Origin of the sequence: Streptomyces sp. CA-249302, from assembly GCF_050936785.1 — a bacterium.
In the GTDB taxonomy this organism is placed as follows: domain Bacteria; phylum Actinomycetota; class Actinomycetes; order Streptomycetales; family Streptomycetaceae; genus Streptomyces.
The window spans coordinates 6926226-6943031 of sequence record NZ_JBNJMG010000001.1; the positions used below are offsets into that span (position 1 = coordinate 6926226).

Annotated in this window: 16 protein-coding genes; 4 read left to right on the forward strand and 12 right to left on the reverse strand. The window is 69.1% G+C overall.

Translation table 11 applies throughout. The features are described from left to right. Nucleotides 1-16: 16 nt before the first annotated feature. The 4 genes from ACQEWB_RS31455 to ACQEWB_RS31470 are packed head-to-tail and all read left to right on the forward strand — an operon-like array spanning nucleotide 17 to nucleotide 4885. Nucleotides 17-1423, forward strand: a complete 1407-nt coding sequence (locus ACQEWB_RS31455) for a peptide ligase PGM1-related protein (protein ID WP_432836904.1) — start codon at nucleotides 17-19, stop codon at nucleotides 1421-1423. Between the two features lie 14 nt (nucleotides 1424-1437). Then, nucleotides 1438-2418, forward strand: a complete 981-nt coding sequence (locus ACQEWB_RS31460) for an aspartyl/asparaginyl beta-hydroxylase domain-containing protein (RefSeq protein WP_432836906.1) — start codon at nucleotides 1438-1440, stop codon at nucleotides 2416-2418. A gap of 26 nt (nucleotides 2419-2444) precedes the next feature. Continuing rightward, on the forward strand, nucleotides 2445-3596 hold the full coding sequence (locus ACQEWB_RS31465) for a glycine amidinotransferase (protein ID WP_432836908.1): 1152 nt from the start codon (nucleotides 2445-2447) through the stop codon (nucleotides 3594-3596). Continuing rightward, entirely contained in the window at nucleotides 3593-4885 is a 1293-nt protein-coding gene (locus ACQEWB_RS31470; RefSeq protein WP_432836910.1) for an ATP-grasp domain-containing protein, read from the forward strand. Before ACQEWB_RS31465 ends, ACQEWB_RS31470 begins: the two co-directional genes overlap by 4 nt. On the opposite strand, the gene ACQEWB_RS31475 is transcribed toward ACQEWB_RS31470, so the two are convergent. The 12 genes from ACQEWB_RS31475 to ACQEWB_RS31530 form a co-directional block, all read right to left on the reverse strand. Beyond that, nucleotides 4846-5832 carry a phosphotransferase family protein gene (locus ACQEWB_RS31475; RefSeq protein WP_432836912.1) on the reverse strand — a complete coding sequence of 329 codons (987 nt, stop codon included), beginning with the start codon at nucleotides 5830-5832 and terminating at the stop codon, nucleotides 4846-4848. The two genes, ACQEWB_RS31470 and ACQEWB_RS31475, sit on opposite strands and share 40 nt — an antisense overlap. 540 nt (nucleotides 5833-6372) lie before the next feature. Further along, a complete protein-coding gene (locus ACQEWB_RS31480; RefSeq protein WP_432836914.1) occupies nucleotides 6373-6834 on the reverse strand; it encodes a DUF6082 family protein in 462 nt (153 codons plus the stop codon). Between the two features lie 109 nt (nucleotides 6835-6943). Beyond that, nucleotides 6944-7753, reverse strand: coding sequence for a tetratricopeptide repeat protein (locus ACQEWB_RS31485; protein WP_432836916.1), 810 nt, complete (start codon nucleotides 7751-7753; stop codon nucleotides 6944-6946). A 71-nt stretch (nucleotides 7754-7824) separates the two neighbouring features. After that, nucleotides 7825-8469, reverse strand: a complete 645-nt coding sequence (locus ACQEWB_RS31490) for a hypothetical protein (protein ID WP_432836918.1) — start codon at nucleotides 8467-8469, stop codon at nucleotides 7825-7827. 240 nt (nucleotides 8470-8709) lie between these two features. Continuing rightward, nucleotides 8710-11052, reverse strand: coding sequence for a Helicase associated domain protein (locus ACQEWB_RS31495; protein ID WP_432836920.1), 2343 nt, complete (start codon nucleotides 11050-11052; stop codon nucleotides 8710-8712). 154 nt (nucleotides 11053-11206) lie between these two features. Beyond that, nucleotides 11207-12100 (reverse strand): endonuclease/exonuclease/phosphatase family protein, encoded by an 894-nt coding sequence (locus ACQEWB_RS31500; RefSeq protein WP_432836922.1) that lies wholly within the window; start codon nucleotides 12098-12100, stop codon nucleotides 11207-11209. A gap of 83 nt (nucleotides 12101-12183) precedes the next feature. Next, the gene (locus ACQEWB_RS31505) at nucleotides 12184-13122 is read right to left on the reverse strand and encodes a hypothetical protein (protein ID WP_432836924.1); all 939 of its coding nucleotides are present in this window, start codon (nucleotides 13120-13122) and stop codon (nucleotides 12184-12186) included. A gap of 271 nt (nucleotides 13123-13393) precedes the next feature. Beyond that, nucleotides 13394-13819 carry a hypothetical protein gene (locus ACQEWB_RS31510; protein WP_432836926.1) on the reverse strand — a complete coding sequence of 142 codons (426 nt, stop codon included), beginning with the start codon at nucleotides 13817-13819 and terminating at the stop codon, nucleotides 13394-13396. A gap of 179 nt (nucleotides 13820-13998) precedes the next feature. Continuing rightward, nucleotides 13999-15234 carry an acyl-CoA dehydrogenase family protein gene (locus ACQEWB_RS31515; protein ID WP_432836928.1) on the reverse strand — a complete coding sequence of 412 codons (1236 nt, stop codon included), beginning with the start codon at nucleotides 15232-15234 and terminating at the stop codon, nucleotides 13999-14001. Nucleotides 15235-15293: 59 nt separating this feature from the next. Then, entirely contained in the window at nucleotides 15294-15830 is a 537-nt protein-coding gene (locus ACQEWB_RS31520; RefSeq protein ID WP_432836930.1) for a GAF domain-containing protein, read from the reverse strand. Further along, nucleotides 15827-16459 carry a GTP-binding protein gene (locus tag ACQEWB_RS31525; RefSeq protein ID WP_432836932.1) on the reverse strand — a complete coding sequence of 211 codons (633 nt, stop codon included), beginning with the start codon at nucleotides 16457-16459 and terminating at the stop codon, nucleotides 15827-15829. Before ACQEWB_RS31525 ends, ACQEWB_RS31520 begins: the two co-directional genes overlap by 4 nt. Continuing rightward, nucleotides 16437-16805: a DUF742 domain-containing protein gene (locus ACQEWB_RS31530; protein WP_432836934.1), complete on the reverse strand. Its 369-nt coding sequence runs from the start codon at nucleotides 16803-16805 to the stop codon at nucleotides 16437-16439. Before ACQEWB_RS31530 ends, ACQEWB_RS31525 begins: the two co-directional genes overlap by 23 nt. Nucleotide 16806: the final 1 nt, after the last annotated feature.

Consider the following 16806-nt stretch of genomic DNA (forward strand, 5'->3'; position numbering starts at 1 on the left):
ACTCCAGGAGCCTGTTGTGCGCATCCTCATTGGCAACCACATCGATCCATCCATCCGCGAGCGCCACGACATGCGGGCCTGGACCCAGCGCCTGCTGTGGTTCGCCCGCCCGGGCGACCTGCTCGTCCTGTGCTGCGAGCCGGACGCGGAGTTCCTCGACTACGCCCTGGCCCACACCGGCGTGAAGCGCGAGGAGCTGACCCTGCTGACCGCCCCGGCGGGAGCCTGGGGCGATCGGCTTCTCGACCCCGCTTCGCTGACCGAGCCCGCGTGCGTGGAGCAGGTGCGCGCCGCGCTCGGCCCGACCGGTGCCAGCACGGTGAGCGAGGTGTTCGCGCTGTGGCCGTCCGCCGCCGTGACGCGGCTAGCCGATGCCCTCGGTGTGGCCGACCGCTTCCCCGGCGCGGCCTTCTTCGGACAGGGCGGCGGGGAGATCGGAAACAGCAAGGCGAACTTCCGGGCCCTGGCGGCAGCGGCCGGGGTGCCGATCCTGCCGGGCCGCGTCTGCCGCAGCCTCGCCGAAGCGACCGATGCGACCGGCGCACTGCTCAAGGACTCCGCATCCGGGGCCGTCGTGGTCAAGCAGGCCCACAACGGGGCCGGAGTCGGCAACCAACTCCTCGTCCGCGAGCGGGAGATGGCCGTGGACCACGTCGGCGCCCGGCACCTGCACCACCTGGCCCCGGGCTCCGACGGCATCGCCGAGTACTGGGCCGAGCGGTGGCCGTGGGCGAGTGGGGAAGGCCGCTGGCCGGTCGTCATCGAGGAGTTCGCGCCCGGCGCGGATGCCGTGTACTCCGAGCACTACGCCTCCGACGGCGGGACCCGGGCCACCGAGATGGGTCGCCTGCTGTACGTCGGGCGGCGCCTGAGCCACCAGGTCGTGCCGCTGGACGGCGTCACCGAGCCGGTGCGCGCGGAGCTGCTGGACGGTGGCACCCGGCTCGCCGAGGCGTACCGGGCGTTCGGCTACCGCGGGCACCTGAGCGCGGACGCCCTGGTCCTGCCCGACGGGACCGTGGTGTTCACGGAGGTCAACGCCCAGGTCTCCGGGTCCTTGCACATCTACCAGTCGATCGCCCACGGCATCGTCGATGTCACCGCCATCCCGGTCCGGCAGGTGGTCGAGTACCACGTCCCGCCCACCTGGGCGGTGCCCTCATTCGCCGCGTTCCTGGCCGCGCTCGACGAGCTGGGCCTGGCGTACGACCCGTCCACCCGGACCGGGGTGATCGTGTCGATGCCCGCCATCCCCCTGACCCCCGGGGAGCCGGTGCAGTTCGTGTTCTGCCTCGCCTACGACCCCGCCGTGGGCCACGCGAGCGCGTTCGCCCTGCTGGACGCGCGGTTCGCGGCCGTGCCTGCCGGCACCTACGACGCCAGCGAGCACATCGGCACCGGCGCCGTGTCCTTCTCCTCCTGACCGGGAGCCTCCCCATGACCACCACCTCGCGCACCGTGGAACCGGCCGAAGCCGCCCGACTCCACCCCGTCTTCGACTCCGGCCGGCTGGCCGCCGAACTCACGGCCGTCACCACCCACACCTGGAACGTGCAGCGCACCCATACCCGAGACGGGCAGGTCGGCCTAGCGGCCACGATCGACTGGCGGGTCCTGGCGCTGCGCAGCCTTGGCGGTGACCCGGAGCGCACCGACCCGGGTGGCCCCGGGCCCCAGACGTTCCAGCCGACGCGGTGGCTCGACCAACTGCCGTACCTCGCGCAGGTCCTGGACACGATCCCCGCGCCGTTGAACGCGGTGCGGCTGATGGCACTGGGGCCCGGCGCCGTATCGAAGGCGCACCGCGACCCCAAGTACCGCCTCGACCGCGGCGTCGTCCGCCTGCACATCCCCGTCGTCACCGACCCGGCCGCCGTCCTCGTCCTGGACGGCGTCGAACACTGCTGGCAGCCAGGCACCTGCTGGTACGGCGACTTCTCCCGCGAGCACCTGGTGCGCAACACCAGCCAGACGGTGACCCGCGTCCACGTCGTGATCGACGCCCTGCTCACCGCCGACCTCGCGGCCTGGTTCCCGGACTCCTGGCAGGAGCTGCTGACCCGCGGCGAGGTCCTGCTCAACCGCACAGGCCCGCCGACGGCCCCGGTCTGGCCTGCCGGGCTGCCGTACGAGGCACTGCTGCCGTCCGGGTTCGCGGACTTCGACACCTCCGACCCGCTGGACGGCTCCCTCATCCCCGCCCGCATCGACCACGGCGCCGACGGCGTCCTCGCCCTGACGATGGCCGGACGCGTCTTCGCCCTCGTCCCGGTCGACGACCGCGAGTTCCGGTTCTCCGGCTGGAGCGAGCAGCGCACCCTTCAGCCGGACCGAGACGGCACCGGCCTGACGCTGCGGGCCCGCCACGGCCGCGCGCTCGCCGACCGGCAGGTGACCGCAGCCTCCCGCACTTCCTGACCCACTCCGCTGCCGAGAGGAACGCCATGCCCCGCCTGAACAGTCACGACGACTTCACCCCGCTGAAGGAGGTCATCGTCGGGTCCGCCGCCAACTACGTCGGACACGACCGCGACGTCAGCTTCGAGCTGTTCCACCACGAGAACCTGAGCGGTTTCCGGTCGGACTGGGCCTATCCCCGCCTGGCTCGGGCCGCAGCTGGCCACCGGGAGAGCTGGGCCATCAAGGCGCGGTACGCGGACGAGCTGCACGAGGACGTGGAGGCCCTGGCGGCGACGCTGGCCGGGCTCGGCGTCGTCGTGCACCGGCCGTTGCCCCTGCCAGCGGACGTGGCCCCGATCGCGGGCCTGGGCTGGGAAGCCGCTCCGACCCCGGCGCTGAACATCCGTGACAACACGCTGATCCTCGGGGGCGAGATCATCGAGACGCCGCCCGCGATCCGCTCCCGCTACCTGGAGACCCGCCTGCTTGCCCCGGTCTTCACCACCTACTGGGAGCAGGGCGCACGGTGGACGACGATGCCTCGCCCCACCCTCACCGACAACAGCTTCGACCTGTCGTACGCGCGAGACACCGCCACCACCCTCGGCGGGCCGACGGAGTCCATCGACGACCCGCAGCCCAGCCCGTACGACGTCGGCGTGGAGATGATGCTGGACGGCGCCCAAGTGTTGCGCCTGGGCCGCGACCTGGTCGTCAACGTTGCGCAGGAGAATCACGCCCGCGGAGCCGAGTGGCTGGAGCGGCATCTTGGCCACGAGTACCGCGTCCACCGGGTATGGCGGATGGCGGACAACCACATCGACAGCATGGTGCTCGCCCTGAAACCGGGGGTGTTCCTGGCCCGGCACGACGGCATCCGGGACCTGATGCCCGAGCCGCTGCGCTCGTGGCGCTACATCGTGCCCCCGGAGCCGGACCCGGGCGCGTTCCCGGTCTACGACGACTACGAAGATCTGGTCCTCACTAGCCCCTACATCGACCTCAACGTGCTCTCCGTCGACGAGCACACAGTGCTGGTCAACCAGGAGTGCACCGGCCTGGCCAAGCTCTTGGAGGCCGAGGGCTTCGACGTGGTGCCCGTACGGCACCGGCACCGGCGCCTGTTCGGGGGTGGGTTCCACTGCTTCACCCTCGACACCCACCGCACCGGCGGCTTCGAGGACTACCTGTCGTGACCCTTCCGGGCGTGCTGCTGCTGGACGCGGCCGGCCCCGAGGCGGGCGCCCTTGCCATGGCGGCAGCCGCCCGCGGCCACCAGGTCCACGCCGCGACCGCCGCCGCAGCGTACCTGGGCTACGGACCGGAGCTGAGGGGCCTGCTGGCCGGGCACATTGCCACCGACTTCACCCGGCCCGACAAGGCCCTGGCCGAGACCGCCGCGTACGCCCGCCGCCATGGTGTCGGCGCGGTGCTGACCGTCAACGAGTACCTGACCGAGCTCGCCGCGCATCTCTGCGCCGAGCTGGGGGTGCCCGGCAACGATCCGGGCCGGGCACGGGCGGCCCGCGACAAGGCCGTCATGAGCGAAGCGTTCGCGTCGGGCGGGGTCTGCACCCCGCACACCATTCTCGTCCGGGACGATGCCGGCCTGCGGGCCGCCCTGGCGGACCCGAGGCTCGGCTTCCCCTGCGTGCTCAAGCCGCTGTCCGGGGCAGGCTCCGCAGGCGTCACGGTGGTGACCGGCCCGGACGGTGCGGCCGAGGCCGCCCACGTCGCCCACGAGACGGTCGGCATGTACGGAAGCGGCGGCGACCCGGGCGTCCTGGTCCAGGCGTTCGCCGCCGGGACGGAGTACAGCGTCGAGTCCCTCACCCAGGACAGCACCACGACGCATCTTGCCGTGACCCGGAAGCAGGTGATCGACGGCACGAAGAGGGTCGAGACGGGGCACAGCCTGCCCGTCTGCCTGCCCCCGGCAGTGGAGGCGGCCGTGTACCGCGAGGTGGAGGCGGCCATTCGGGCGGCCGGTATCCGGCACGGGGCCTCGCACACTGAGGTCATCGTCGGCCAGGACGGGCGGTGCACGGTCATCGAGATCGGCGCCCGCCTCGCCGCCGGACACATCGGCGTCCTGATCCAGCACGCCCTGGGCATCGACGTGTGGTCGGCGCTGCTCGATGTCGCCCTCGGCCGACCCGCCGTCCTTGCCCCCGCCGCCTGCGGATACGCGACCGTACGGTTCGTGATCAGCCCGCGCGCCGGGCGGCTGGCCTCTCTCCATGGGTTCCCGAAGACGGGGCCGGGTGTGCCGTTCGTCCGCTGGCGGGCAGCGATCGGCAGCCTCGTCCACGAGCCGGGCGCCAACGGCCACCGGCTGGGGGCGTTCGTGGTCACTGGCGCAGAGGCCGCCGAGGTCGAGGAGCGGGCCGACGCACTTCTGCGGCGGGTTCGCATCCACGTCGAACCAGCCCCAGAGGACCCCGTTCAGGTCAGTCCGGCGACCACCTCGGCCATCGCGCCGTAGCTCTCGCGGACCGCGTCCGCCTTGCCCAGCCGGTGGCGTTCGAGCCGGATCGCGCCCAAGTGCCGGGCCTCGTAGACCCGCGCCCGCCACACCGCTGCCGGCGAGCGGTCCAGCGCACCGTAGGGCTCCCAGAACGCCGTCCGTTCATCGTCCTTGGCCCTCGCCATGCGGATGGTCCAGTCAGCGGCAGGGTCCCCGAATGAGGTGCGGTCGAAGTCCATGACGCCGGTGATCACCGGCTCGGGCGCTGCCGAGTCCATCAGGGCGTTGACGGTCCACAGATCTCCGGTCAGCAGCCTTGCTTCGGCGACTTCGTCCAGCACAGCACGGTCGTGCGCTGCCGCCGCGGCGACCTTCCGTACGTCGGCCGAGTCCAGGCCGACGCCGTCCAGGTCGGCGGCGATCTCCTCCAGCGACGTGATCACCGCCTCGCTCCACGTCCCGTACCCCGGGCCGCCGACAGGACCGAAGTGCGGGCCGTATACGTCGTGTACGGAGCGGGTGATGGCGCCCAATTGCCGGAAGAACGTCGACCACGCGGTACGCGGGTACGTTCCCAGGTGCTCCGGAGCCGGGACGCCGTCCAGGTACGTCTGAATCATCCAGTCCCGGCCGATCACCTGGTGCGACCAGTCCGCCGCGATCACTCGTGGCATCAGGGGCGCGATCACTGCCAGCCACGGCACGGAGGCGTACTCGTTGCGCATCAACTGCCGCTCGGAACGGAACTGACTACCCGGTTCCGGCGCCACCCGCAGGATCACCGGCCGGTCCTGGCTAACTAGCTCGACCTTGTACGTGCTGTTGTACATGCCCATGCCCAACTCGACGGCGGACAGGGCGCGGCTCTCGGGTCCGAAGGCCCGGTCGCACACCGAGGTGATCTCCTCGGCGTTCAGCGACTGCTGGAACGCTCCAGGGGCGCGCCTGACCGGACGGAACTCCATGCAAATCCTTGGAAGTCGTGTGCGGACACCAACCCAGAGCAGTACCGCCCGGTCAGTACCGGGACGCTCCGGTTCGGTGCTTTGGCATCGCTCTGGACCATACCCTTGACGACGTTATCGAGGGGGCTGAGTCAGAGCCTCAGCCTCCGGTTCGCGTACACGGAGCTGGCCGCTGGGCAAGGGGGACGACCCGTTGTCACGGTTCTCGCCGACGCGCCAGCCGACGAGGCCGAGGCCATCCGCCACAACCTCATCCGCTACATGGACGAAGACGCCTTCAGCCCGCGCTGGCTGGTCGACTGGCGGCCTCGACGAGCCGCTCCCCACCGCAAGCGCCAGTTGGGGTGTGCGTTCCTGGCCAGGGCCGACTTGTGCGTCGGCGCGGCCTGCGAGCCCGGAGTCCTATACGACGACCGGCGTCGGCCTTGGAGAAGCGTCGTGATTTTCTCCTGTCCGAAGGACACCGTTGTGAAAGGGGATCCATCGGCGGTCCCTTCAGCGCGGAAGGGACCGCCGATGCCGTCAGCACGTAGGGTGTGCTCAGCTGGCGACGGGGGCTCCGTAGCGGCTGCGGTAGGCGGCCTCGAAGGCTGAGTGGAAGGTGCGCTGTGCTGCTTGTTCGGCCACGCTCGCGCGGACCGTACGAGCACGCTCCCAGTACTGGCGTGCCTGGGGTGTGGAGAGGAACGACTCGGCCGCCTCCCGGAGGTGCACGGGCGTCAGCGCGCCGGTCTCCCACTGCAACTGCAGCACGATGATCCGTGCGTTCAGGAAAAGGTGGGCCCGGATCTCGCCGTCGCTGAGACCCTCCAGCCGCTCGGTCATCCACAGCCGGGCCAGCTCGGGGTCCGCGATGCCCTGGCGCAGGAGGTCCAGGTGGCTCTGGAGGGCTTGCAGCCGTAGCCCGTCCCGGGTCCGGGAACGCTGCTGGGCCACCGACACGGCCCACAGCGCGATCGCCGCGGCGATCAGCACGGCATGTACGGCGAGCAGCACGGTCACGCTTCCTCCAGGGTTCGTTCGGCGTCCGCCGCCTGATCGTCCCCGGTGATGGCGAGGGTGACAAGGCCACCCCGGCACACCCGGGCGACGATCTGCCGCAGGGCGGTGTTCACGCGGCGATGGTGCTGCGGGTGGCATGGATGCCGGCGGTGTACGGGTGGTCGCCGCCCAGCACGCGATTGCTCGTCTCCGCCACCTCGTCGATCAGCGCCCGGGCCTGATCGGCCTGCCCGGCGGTGTACAGGACCAGGGCGAGGTCTGCACGGGCGCGCAGGGTGTGCGGGTGCTCGGCGCCCTGCCGTTCTTCCCGCAAGGCGATCAGGGCGTGGGCCTCGGACTCGGCTTCGTCGGTCTGGTGCAGGGCGCAAAGGGTCTCTATCAGGAGGTGGCGGGCGGCCCAGGCGTCGCGGTGACCGTCACCGTGGACGGCGACGATGTCTCGTACGGTGGCGCGGATGGACTCCTCGGACTCGTGCGGGACCGTGTGGTACTGGACCCAGGCCAGGGTGAGGCGGCAGGTCAGGGCGGCCGGGTGCTCGGCGCCCAGGACGGTGGTGGCGCGCTCGACGGCGGTGCGGGCCAGTTCTCCCGCCTCCGTCCAGCGGTCCTGCTCGCCCAGGTTGTCGGCGAGCCGGGCCATCGTGGTCAGAGTGTCGGGATGGTCCAGGCCCAGGAGCTGCTGCTGTCCGTGCAGGACGTGCCGGAGCTGGGTCTCGCCGGCCGGATAGTCGGCGAGACCGTACAGCGCGAGCGCGTACTGCACGCGCGCGGTGAGGGTATCGGCGTCCTCGGTGCCCGCGGCCGGGGATATGTCCGGGAGGAGCTGCTCGTACAGGCGGGCTGAGGCGGCGAAGTCGCCGGTCTGCAGGGCGCGTTCGGCCTGCTGGCGCAGATTGTCGTTCGGCGCGGATGCGTTCATGGCAAATCCTTTCGACGAGAACGATGCATGCTCATGTCATGGCCTGCGGAGGGTGGAGTCTGCGGGGCCGGTCAGGAAGTGCCCAGGGGCAGGACGGCAACGGGGTCCCAGTCCATCTCCCACCGGACGCCTCCGTCCGCTCGTGGGTGTGCGGTCCAGCGCACGTCGAGCAGGTGCAGGCGGGACACGGTCAGCGGGGCGTGGCTGGGGCTGATCCGGCGCAGGGCGCTCTGGAGCGGATCGGAGTCGGCGCTGTCGAAGGCGTAGCCCAGGGAGGCATGACCGCGGCCCCCCTCATGGGCGATCGCCGAGGTGTCGCGCGCCTCCCACAGCGCACGACGCGTCAGGTTCCGCAGGGCTACGAGGCCCTGGTCAGGATGGGTGTCGAGGACGGCTCCGGCACGGTTGGCCAGGGGACTTCCGCACAGCACGGTGAACGGCTCGATGTGCTTCAGTTCACCCTTGAGCGCGGTGATGAGGCGCGTACGCTCGGCGGCACCGATGTCGCTGCTGGGGGCGGAGGCGTCCATTTCGACGGTGATGTGCACGAGATCGTCGGGTACGCACCAGACGGGATAACCGTCCAGCGCCTCCCGGCAGGCCGCGACGAGGTCGTGGAACTCCGTATCAGCTTCGTCGGGCCGGACGTAGAGATGGAGTGCTCCCGCCCCGGATTCCCAGTCCTGGCCTCTGAAGGTCGGCGTGAACGATTTCATGATCCTTTTCCTGGTTCGGTGTGGACGAGGTGACTTTCCTGGACGCAGTCGAAGACGTAGGTGTTTGCCACGGGGGCTGTCGTTCCAGGACCGGTCAGAGGGAGGAGGCGGTCGCTGCTACGCGGGCGGCGGGGCGAAGAGGTCGGCCGGGTTTGGAGGTCAGGCGATCCTCGTGGGGCGCGGTCGACACAGTGCTTCGCATGCGGTTCTGCCCCTGGTCAATAAGGGCCTTGGGGCCCGTCACGCGTTTCGCTCCGGGAACTCCATTCCTAAGGCCACGAGTTGCTGGTGCCGCTCGGGCCTGAGCTTTCCCTGTCGGTACTTCTGGACGCAGGTGTTCATCCAGCTGCGGGGGCGAAGGCGGACCGGTTTCTCAACGATGTAGCTGCTCGGGATGTTCAGATGCCCATTGGTATCCCTGAAATCGGAGATAGCTTTGATATGTAGATCCCACCGGAATTGTAGCGAGTCCCACACGAACCCGATGCGGTCGAGTGCTGTGCGCTGTTCGGGAGTCAGACGGTCAGGGTTGGTACGGAATCCGGAAACCTGCTGGCCGATGTTCCGGCCGCGCAGGACATGCGTTTGGGGTATGTCGAGGTGGCCGTTCCAGATCATGAATTCGCGACAGTCTGAGAAGAATTGATTCCAGACATATGTGGCCCGGTCCCAGATAAATCCCTCCGCATTGAGGGCCTCGACCTTGGCCTCCGGCACCTGACCGCATCTGTAGGAGGTGCGAAGGCTGGCGTATATCTGGCCGAGCGTATACTCGCGGTCGCCTTTCCTGGAGACGTAGGTTTTTGGGACGTCCAGGTGGCCGTATTCCTTCTTGAATTCTCTTAGCTCCTGGATCAGTTCCTGCAGCTTCTGATCGGGAACCGACCACGTCATCCCGAGCGCTTCCCATTCCTCGATCTGGGAAGGCGAAAGCCGGCCCAGCCGGTGCAGTTTGCGCAGGTAGGAGATCCAGCGGCCGAGGCCCAGTCCGGTGGAGGTTCGGTAGTCCTCGTGGACACGGAGGTTCCCGTGTTTGGCCTGGTAGGTTTCGGCGGCTTGGAGGTATTCGGGCCAGACTGTGGTCGCCGCGCGAACCGTCCGTACGGTGATGGCGTCGGCGAAGTCCGGTGGGACGGGAATGCCGGTGAAGGAGAGCCAGTCGGGCAGCTCGCCTTCGGTGCTGGAGCCGAGCTGGACCTTTCCGGTGGCGGTGGGGGTGGCGAGGGAGCGGCGGGCGGTTTCGAGTTGCCGGTGCAGTGTCTCGTCGTGTGAAGCCAGAGCCCGCACCGTCTGCCAGACCGGGCCGAAGGGGGTGGAGCTCAGCGCTGTTTCGGGGTCCTGGTCCTGCTGGAGGAAGACCGGCACCATGATGGTCGCGGTTTTGGGCTGGCTGCGGTTGCTGAGCCGCATGGCCCTGCCGGTCCCCTGGATGGTGTCGATCGTGCTGCGCGGGCTGAGGAAGCAGACGGCATCCACGGCGGGGACGTCGACTCCTTCCGACAGGACACGTGCGTTGGAGACGACGACCAGCCCGTCTTCCTGGCTGGCGAGCCTGTCCAGCGCCTTTCGCCGCTGGGCGACGGTTTGGTTGCCGTGGACGTGCTCGGCGGCCAGGGCGGTGGGGCGCTGGTCGGAGGGCAGGAGGGCGTGGGCGTGGGGCAGGAGCGTGGCGAACCACTTCGCCTCGGAGATGCTGCCGTGATAGGTGATCATGCGCCGGATGCCGTGCTCGTGGGCGGCCCGCAGCACGGCGAGTTGCTTGGCGAGCATGGGTGCGGCAATGGCGTTCCTGCCGATACGCAGAAAGGCGTCGTCCTGGTCGAGGAGCTGGTGAGTCTCACGGCTGGTGACGACGGGGACCACAAGGCGATAGCGGGCCAGGAGGCCGAGGTCGATGGCGGTCGCGAACGGCAGCCGGTAGGCGACTGGGCCGTACAGGTCCTCGTCATCCATGCTGATGACGTCGTCGCCCTCGCCGTCGAGCATCCGGGGCGTGGCGGTGAGATACAGGCGGCGTCGCGCCGTGATGGTGTCGTCGTAGTGGATGGCCGCCCAGGCTTTGGTCGCGGCGCCGGCGGTGCGGTGGGCCTCGTCGATCACCGCAATGTCCGGCGGTGCCATGCGATGGTGGGCCTGGGCCTGGGCCAAGATGTGAAGGCTTGCGTAGGTGCAGGCGATGGTCAGCGGCCCGGGAACTTTGGCGAGGGCTGCCAGTTCGGCGGCGTCGTTGGCGACTCGGGCGTCGGTGCTGGTGAGTTCGTCCTGCAGTCCGGTGCGGTGGGCGGAGAGGATCTCGCGGTCCGAGCAGACCGCGATGATGCGGCCCAGCTGGTGCCGGCCGAGTTGATGTTCCCATTCCAGCATCGTCTGGCGGACTAGTTCCAGGGTGGGGACAACCACTAGGCGATGCCGGGAACCGGCCTCGCCGACCCGGCCCGCGACTTCCGCGCCCACTCGCGTCTTGCCCGTCCCGCAGGCCATCACGGCGGTGACCCGGCTGGAGTCGATCAGGGTCTTGACCAGGACATCCACGGCCTCCTGCTGGTGAAGAAACAGGGGCTGATGGGTTTGGAGCTGAGTCACGGTCGGTTGGTTCCTCGGCGTCGTCGGAGAAGGAGGGGCGCAAGGCAGTCGGTCAGCAGGCGGGTGTGTCGTCCCGCCGCCCCAGCGCGTCAGGGGGGCAGTCAGCCGGGACGTTGTGGCACGGCATGGGCGTCTTCGCGCCACGCTGGCTCGGCTACGCGGCGGTGCTGAGGATCTGTTGCACGGCAGCGAGGTCGAAGGCGGCGATAACGAGCGCGTGGTCGGTGACCCGTCGGACGTCTTCGGTGTCGAGGACCTCGACGCGCCGCAGGGCTGGCGCCCAGTCGGGGGTGCCGAGGATCCAGTCGATGCGCTGCGGTGGGCCCTGGTCTTCACGCTTCAGGCTGGCGGTCGGTGTCAGCGCCCCGGGCTGCCCGAGAACGGTGCCGGCATGGTGGGCGAGGTCGGTGAAGACGGCCTTCGGACCGCCGGTGAGGATCTCGCTGGGGCGTGTGTCGCTGACGCGTACACCGTTGCGTTCGATGGTGCGGTGCTGGAAGTGGACGGGGTCTTTGACCTTCGCCCAGATGAGTGGTTCGGAGACCTCGTCGGGGCTGCGGTGGGGGTAGCTGTTGCCGTCCATGCCCGTCAGGGCGGTGCGGCCGTGGTCGGCCAGGGTGGTGAGCCGGCGGGCTTCGGTGGCGCGCAGGTCGGGATCGAAGTGACACAAGTGGCCGGATGCCAGATGAAGGATCTTGGGACAGTCCTTGAGGCGCACTTGGACGTGGCAGATCGCCTTCCACGGCAGATCGTGATCGGTATGGGCGACGATGTCGAACATCCGTGGATCGACCATCACCCCGGTCGGGTTCCGACTGCGGCCTTCGCGCGGTTCCGTCATGAACGGGAACATGCCGCCGAGCGCGGTCGCCTCCTCGAACAGGGCGCGTTTGCCGTGGTCCCAGGCCCCGGTGAGTTCCTGCCGGAAGACGATGTGCGGCCGGTACGAGGCGAGGATGCCGTGTGCCAGCTGACGCGTCTGGTCGTCGCCTCCGTTGTGCTCAAGATTGCAGCAGGCAACGCGCAGTTCAGTGTCGTCGCAGGTCAACGGGTCTCCTTCTTCGAGGTGCAGGGTGTGTGCCGGATTAGGCGAACTGGCCGAGCGGGTAGCCGGTGCTCTGCGGGCCGGCGTCAGGCCGCAGGGCCGAAGCGGTCGCGGTAGATCTCGATGACGGCATGGAGGTCGTACGTCACCACCACGGTGTGGTGATCGGACAGGTCCTTCATGTCGACGACTTCCGCGTGCACGACGGCGGGCAGCAGGAAGTCGGTGGTGTAGACGCGGTCGACCCGGTGCGCCGGCCCGTAGGTGCCCGAGGCGTCCACAGTGGGCGCCACGGCGGCCAGACCCGGGCCGCCGGGGAGCAGGGAAGCAAACCGTGCGGCATCCTCCAGGTGGGCAGTCAGCAAGGTTCGGTCCGGGCGGGAGTCCATCACCCGCTGGCCGGGGGCGATCTCGTAGCTGCGGTGCGCGCGGTGCTGCGGGTCCTTGATGTCCGCCAGGGCAGGGATGGGCACTTCCCCGGCCACGAGTCGGTCGGGGTCGACGTAGCTGTTGCAGTCCATACCGAGGGCGAGGAGCGGCAGCTTCCGTTCCGCCGCTCCGTCGGGCGTCGGGTACATCTCCACCTTGTCGGCGAACCGGGTGACGTCCTCGGCCTGAATCGGCCGTAGAGAGGGCGAGTTGTAGGACAGGTGTGCGCAGGCCGCCACCAGGTCGACGTCGTCGGTGCCGAGCACCCGGAGGGTCATAGCGGTGGGCGGTAGCAGCCAGTTCGGCCAGTCCGTGTCCCACAGGGTGACCTGCTCGAAAACCTCCGGGTCGTAGTACAGCGACGTGGCGCCCACCCCTGGACCGAGTTCTCCGGAAAGGCCCAGGATGCGTTGGGAGGAGTTGAACAGCGTTCTTCCGCTTCCAGTACGGGCATGGCCGGGATTCTCCTGCCGGCACAGGATCGTCGGTTCCAGGTCAGCCAGCCGTTGGTGCATGGCCAGCCACTTCTTTTTGTCGCCACCGCCGTTGCGCTCGAAGTTGCAGCTGGCGATCTTGATATATCGAGGTGGTGTCATGACCTTCCTAGATGGTGCTGTTAGTTGTGCGGTACGTATGCGTGCTGCCGCGCCACTCGGTGGTCCGGCATGAGAGCGGTCCGGCGGCGAGGCAGGACTTCACGGTGTGGCCGCGAACGCTGCGGAGGTCTCCGCGATTTGGGTTGTGGGCGATGTCGCAGAGAGCGGTCTTAGCCAGCCCCGGCTTGAGTCACGCCGGACGTCGATCGACTGAGTGGTGTCGGTGCGGCTGTACAGGACAAGGGTGCCGATTGGCACAGCGTGCGGACCGCTACCCCGGTTGGGTAGGGCGAGGCTCTTCGCTGCTGCGGCGCCTGGCGGCTGCCTGTGTGCCTCGACATGCGATGCCGTGCGCTCGCTCCAGCCAGCGCAGCAGTTCCTGCAACTGGCTGACCAGCACCAGTAGGTGTTCGTAGGCGAGGTCCGCCCGCGGCCGCGAGTTGGCGCGGGCCTCGGTCCGCTCAATCAATTCGTGGAGTTCGGAGCGTTCCCTGTCGCCGAGCCGTGCGGCGAGGGCGCGGGCGTGCGGCGCCAGGGTGGGGGTGAGTTCCTTCAGTGTGGTGAGCGTTTCGGCGACAGCACGTGGGGCGGAGACGATGCCTCGGTTTGCGATGCTGTCAAGCTCCCGCCGCGCCTCGATCAACAGAGCGGCCACGTTCGTGTCGGCTGTGGGGACGGTGGGAGGTGCGATCGTCATGGAGGTACTCCGTGTCGGCTGAGTAGGAGGTGATGAACGGGGGCCGCTGTGCGTGAGCTGTTCCGTGGCCGGCCGTGCCGTCGGCAGGCCCCGTGCAACGGGTGGAACCTGGGCGGCAGGTGGGATCGTTGAGGGTTCCCGCAGCCGGTAGCCGCCTACGCGGACGCGGGTGCCTGGAGTCAGCTGGCTGTGCTGGTGAGGCGGAAGAGCGAGGTTTTGGCGGCAAGCCGTTCGGACCACTGCACGGGCGGGGGGCCGAATTCGGTTTCGGCCAGACGCTGACGCTGGACCTCACCGGTCCCGGCGGGCGCGTTCATGTGCTGGAGATCCCGCCACAGCCGCTGCAGGGGATAGTCACCGCGCAGGGCGTGGGCGCCGTGGAGACGCATGGCGGTTTGACCGGATTCGACCGCCCATTCGTCGTTGAGGAGCTTGGAGTTGATGAGTTCGCCATCGCACGACTGACCGTGGTCCAGCATGACGGCGGCCTGGTGGGCGAGGGCGCGCGCAGCCATCAGCCGCGACTTCATATCCGCCACCCGGTCACGGAGGACGGGAAGGTCTGACAGGGTGCCGCCGTAGCGTTCGCGCTCGCTGAGAAAGGTCGTCGTGCATGCCAGGGTCGCTTCGTGGATGCCGAGGGCCACCGCGGCGAGGTTGGGGCGGCCGTAGAGGATGCTGCTGCTGTAGGCGATGTCCTTGCCGTCGCCCACTTCGCCGATCACGTTGGCCTCGGGTATTCGTACGCCGTCGAAGGTGAGCTGGCCGAAGCTGAAACCGTGCAGGCCGAGGGCAGGCCGGTGGCGTTCGACGGTCAGACCCTTGCGGTCCTCTTCGACGAGGAAAGCGGTCAGGGAGCGGGAGCCGGCCTCGTCGGCGGGTGCGGTGCGGGCCACGACGCAGTGGACGTTCGCGATGTGGCTGTTGCCGATGTGGGCCTTGCTGCCGTCGATGATCCAGTCGCTGCCGTTGCGGCGGGCGGTGGTCTCCATGCCGAGCACATGGCTGCCGGCCTTGTCCTCGGTTACCGCGATCGACAGCAGCGTGTCCCCGGAGGCGATCTGGGGCAGCAGGAGGGCCTTCTGCTCGTCGCTGCCGAAGTGGATGATCATCGATACGGGCAGCTGGCTCGCCTGCAAGAGGGCGCCGGCCGCGCCGGAGGCGCGGGCCATGCTCTGGATCACGAGTGTCTTGGCGAGGTGGCCGGCGTGCATGCCGCCGTACTGGCGGGGGACGGTGACGCCGAACCAGCCCTGCTCGGCCATGAGCCGCGGTAGTTCGCGTTCCACGGTGTGGGGGGAGGACTCCATGTGTGAGACTCGGGGGGCGACTTCCTCGGCTGCGAACTCGTCGAAGTGTTGGACCAGGGCGTCGTAGTCGGGCGTCGGATCCGGAGCGGACGACGTCGTGGGCATCGTTGTCTCCCCCTCGGGGTGGTGGTCGCGGGTGGTGCGGCCCGGGCGGGCGGGTGCTGCTACGAGCTGGTTCGCCGGTAGAACTCGGTCATGAACAGGTCGCGGTAGTGGTCGATGAGCGTCCATAGCGGGCGGCCTTCCGAGCGGTCTCGTGGCTCGGTGCCGACCACACAGACCGTGCCCCAGACGTGGTTCGTGCGCTCGTCGATGAGGGGGGCTCCGCCGTAGACGCGGACGCCGATCTCGTCGACGACCGGGTTGCCGGCGAAGTCGTCGAAGTCGAGGACGTCGGTCAGGACCAGCGAGCCTCGGCGCTGGACGACGTGCGGGCAGAACCCGTGGGTCAGCGGCATGGTGCGGCCCACCACGGGCAGTTCGCCGCTGGCGGGGTTGGCGAGACCGAGGAAGAACTGCTGGTTGCCGACCCAGTTGAGCATGGCGTACGGGGTGCCGGCCGCGTTGGCGACCTGCTGGGCGAATGCGTCGAACGCGCCCACGGGCGGAGCCGTGGGGTCGAAGAATTCGGGCAGGTGGCTCTGCCAGTCGATGTCGGGGCCGGCGGTGGACAGGCGGTCGGACGGAGCGTGGGGGTTCACAGCTGTGCTCCTTGAAGAACGGTGGCAGGGGCAGGTGGGCGGGTGAGTGCGTGGTCGATGAGACGGGCGAGTACGCCCTTCACGTCCGCCTTTTTGCGGGCATCGCACAGCACGACTGGAACCGTGGCCGGCAGGGCAAGAGCGGCTGAGACTTCGTCGGCGGCGTAGCGGCAGGCGCCGTCGAACTCGTTCACGGCGACGATGACGGGAAGGCCCTTGTTCTCGAAGTAGTCGACGGCGGGGAAGCTTTCGTCGAGCCGGCGGGTGTCGACGAGGACGACTGCAGCGAGGGCTCCTCTGCTGAGTTCGTCCCACATGAACCAGAACCGGTCCTGCCCGGGGGTGCCGAACAGCATCAGGACGGTGTTCAGTTGCGGGAAGGTGATCCGGCCGAAGTCCATGCCGACGGTGGTCGCCTTCTTGTCGAACAGCAACGTGAGGTCGTCCACGCCCTCGGAGGCCGCCGTGATCACGGCCTCGGTACGCAGCGGGGTGATCTCGGAGATGGCGCCCACGAACGTGGTCTTGCCGACGCCGAACCCGCCGGCGACAACAATCTTTATGGAGGTGGCTTGCGCGCCGCCGAATCGGCGGGGCAGCCCGGGGTCAGAGTGTGTTGAGGAGTCCATCGCGAACGGCCTTCAGGAGAGCAACGTCGGGAAGGTCAGTAGGGCCTGTGGAGGCCATGGCGCTCAGCGCACCGATATCGATCAGCCGAGACATGAGGATCCTGGTGATCTGGAAAGGCAGCCCGATCCGGGCGCCGATCTCAGCGACGCCCAGGGGCTTCTCCCGGCACAACGCCACGGCCTGTTCGGCTTCCGGCGGCTGACCGGCGGGGAGTTCTCCCTCGGCCCACAACAGCGTCTGGACCTGCAAGGTGTGCGTGGGCCGGGTCTGGCCGCCGGTCAGGACGTAGAGGCTGGGGGCCTCGGTGTCCTCGACGGTCCAGGCCGGGGCGCTTGAGGCCGCCATC